The organism is Actinomadura rubrisoli (assembly GCF_004349215.1).
Taxonomy (GTDB): domain Bacteria; phylum Actinomycetota; class Actinomycetes; order Streptosporangiales; family Streptosporangiaceae; genus Spirillospora; species Spirillospora rubrisoli.
This window is the reverse complement of the sequence record NZ_SMKU01000594.1, coordinates 1-2872: the sequence shown is the minus strand read 5'-3', so window position 1 is coordinate 2872 and position 2872 is coordinate 1. Positions and strand designations below refer to the sequence as shown.

The 2872-nt window shown below is 72.2% G+C and carries 2 protein-coding genes and 1 rRNA gene; 1 reads left to right on the top strand and 2 read right to left on the bottom strand.

Annotated features, from left to right (window positions below; genetic code table 11):
* Positions 1-1159: hypothetical protein (locus E1298_RS51005; protein WP_243726247.1), on the bottom strand; the 1159-nt coding region annotated here is incomplete at its 3' end.
* 135 nt (positions 1160-1294) lie between these two features.
* Here E1298_RS51005 and E1298_RS49080 point away from each other — a divergent pair.
* Positions 1295-2149 carry a hypothetical protein gene (locus tag E1298_RS49080; protein ID WP_165975982.1) on the top strand — a complete coding sequence of 285 codons (855 nt, stop codon included), beginning with the start codon at positions 1295-1297 and terminating at the stop codon, positions 2147-2149.
* A gap of 406 nt (positions 2150-2555) precedes the next feature.
* Here the strand turns inward: E1298_RS49080 and rrf are convergent.
* Positions 2556-2672 (bottom strand): 5S ribosomal RNA (gene rrf, locus E1298_RS45800).
* Between the last annotated feature and the right edge of the window lie 200 nt (positions 2673-2872).

Here is a 2872-nt window from a genome sequence, read left to right as displayed (position 1 = left end):
CAGCCCCGACGTCCGGGCCGCCCTCCCCCGCCTCGACGCCCACGGACTCGACCTCCAGGCCGTCCTCCTCTGCCTTGACGTCCTCGGGCTCGGGCTCGGGCTCGGCGATCTCCACGACGTCAACGCCGGTGTCCTCGCCGCCTTCGACGCCCTCCTCGGCCTCGCTTCGCTCGACGTCCAGGCCATCCTGTTCCGCCTCGACGTCCACGAGCTCGACCTCCGGGCCGTCTCCCTCCGCCTCGACGTCCACGGGCTCGACGACCGGGCCGCCCTCCTCCGCCTTGACGCCCTCGGACTCGACCTCCGAGCTGTCCTCCTCTGCCCTGACGTCCACGGGCTCGGGCTCGGCGATCTCCACGACGTCGACGCCGGTGTCCTCCTCGGCCTCGCTTCTCTCCACGTCCTCAATGGCCGCCGGGCTGCCAGCCTCGGGCAGTGGGGCCTCACCGCCCTGGCCCTCGGTGGCATCGGTGGTCGGAAGGACGGCCGATGCGTCCTCCACGTCCTCCACCTCGTCGTCCTCGGTGTCGAGGATGTGAAGACCCTCCAGCTCGGCGTACCGCTCGGCGGCGTCGGTGTCCCCGTCCCGGTCGGCGGCCGCGGAGCGCGCGAACCAGTCGGACGCCTCGTCCTCGCGTCCGGCCGCCGCCAAAGCGTCGGCGTAGGCGTAGAACAGGCGTGCCGACCAAGGCCGGAGCCGCCGGTCCCGGAGTTCGGGGACCTGGAGCGTGACCACGGCCGCGTCGTACTGCCCGAGGTCGCGGCGCACGCCCGACTCCACGATGCGCAGCTCCACGGTGCCCATCGGGTCCAGGCGCCCGGCCTCCGGCGACTTCAGCAGGTCCAGTGCCCGCTCGGGACGTCCGAGCCCGCGCTCGCAGTCGACCATCACCGGCAGGTACGACGCGTCGCCCGCGCTGAGCCGGCGGGCAGCCCGCAGCTCCGCGAGCGCCTCCGCCCAATCTCCGGCGTGGTACGCGGCGAGACCGGCCGCCTCCCGGACGATCCCGACGCGGGACGCGAGCCTGCGCGCGGCCCGAGCGTGCTTGTACGCCTGCTCCGGCTCGTCCTCGGCCAGCTTCCCGGCCATCACGAGGTGGCGTGCCACCCGGGTCGCCAGGTCCTTCGGCAGGGTCCGCAGCTCCGCACGCGCATCCACGTCGAGCTCTTCACCCGTGATGTCGTCCGGCAGAACCGGGTCGTCGTGCTTCGGCGCGGGCCGCTCGCTCTCGGCCCTCGGCGCACGCCGGTCCGCACGGTCACGCGGCGGGCCGTAGGACCGTCCACCGCCCTGTTGCGGACGCTTCGGCCCGCCCGCCTTGAACGGCTTGTCCCGCTCGCCGGGACGCCCTTCGCGCTTACCCTCGAACTTGCGGCCGCCGGGCCTCCGCTCGTCACGGCCACCGCGCTCGTCCCGATCCTGGTAGCGGCGCTCCGGCGGACGCCCTTCGCGACGCTCTCCCTGACCGCCACCGGCCCGAGGACCACGCGGCCCGCTGGGTCGCCCGTCACGACGCTCGCCTCCCTGCCCCCCTCCAGGACGAGAACCAGCGCGCGGCGCACCAAAACGCCCCTCGCGACGCTCACCGCCCTGACCGCCACGGGGACCACCCGGACGCCCTTCACGGCGCTCACCGCCCTGACCAGCGCGGGGACCACCCGGACGCCCTTCACGACGCTCACCGCCCTGACCAGCGCGGGAGCCACCGGGACGGCCCTCACGACGCTCACCACCTTGCCCACCACGCGGCCCGCCAGAACGCTGGTCACGACGCTCGCCACCCTGGCCGCCGAACTGACCACCACGGGGCCCCCCGGAACGTCCTTCGCGACGCTCCCCGCTCTGACCACCGAAACGACCTTCACGGCGCTCACCGCCCTGACCAGCGCGGGGACCACCGGGACGGCCCTCACGACGCTCGCCGCCCTGACCGCCCTGACCGCCACGAGGACCGCCGAAGCGCTGGTCACGACGCTCATTGCCCTGACTGTTACGCGGCCCGCCGTAGCGGCTGCCTTCGCGACGCTCGCCACCTTGCCCCCCGCGGGGGGCGCCAGAGCGTCCGCCGTCCCGGCGTTCACCGCTCTGGCCACTCCGGGGACCGCCAAAACGGTTCTCACGACGGTCATCAGAACGGCCCTGGCCTGAGTCGGTACGACGGTCGTCCGAACGCTTGAACGGACGGCTCGGCTGGCGGTCGTCACGCTGCCCGCGCTTGTCCCGGCCCTTCGGGCCTCCGCCGCCTGGCCGGCCCTGCCCCCCCTGCGACGCACCGCCACGAGGCGCGGCCCCGCGAGGACCGCCGCCCTTCCGAGCACCGGGCCCCCCAGGCCCGCCACGAGCGTTGCCCCCACGACGGGGAGGCGTGTTGCGCCCCCCGTCATTCCCCCGCCGCTCGCGGTTGTCGTCGCTGCGGCCGTCCTCTTCCGCGCTCATCACACGTCCGTCACTGTTCTTGATGGTGGTTCAGTGGACACTTGCAGCCTACTTTGGCCGGCCCAACACATGCGTCGAGGGCCGCCCCGCAAATCGGGGCGACCCTCGACCAATAGATGTCCGGCGGTGTCCTACTCTCCCACACAGTCTCCCGTGCAGTACCATCGGCGCTGAAGGGCTTAACTTCCGGGTTCGGGATGGGACCGGGTGTTTCCCCTCCGCCATAACCACCGAACGACCAACCCCAACACCCCCGCGCGAAACTCACGGGATGGTGCGGGAAACTCGTCGTCCGACACTCACCAGCGTCGGTATTCAACTATATGTGTGGTGCGGGTTCCCGGTTGTTTCCTGGGAACCACACAGGGACGCGAACATCGCATTCGTGCAGCGATTCGGTTTGAACGTTCAGTGTGTTCAAGCCACTCGGCCTAT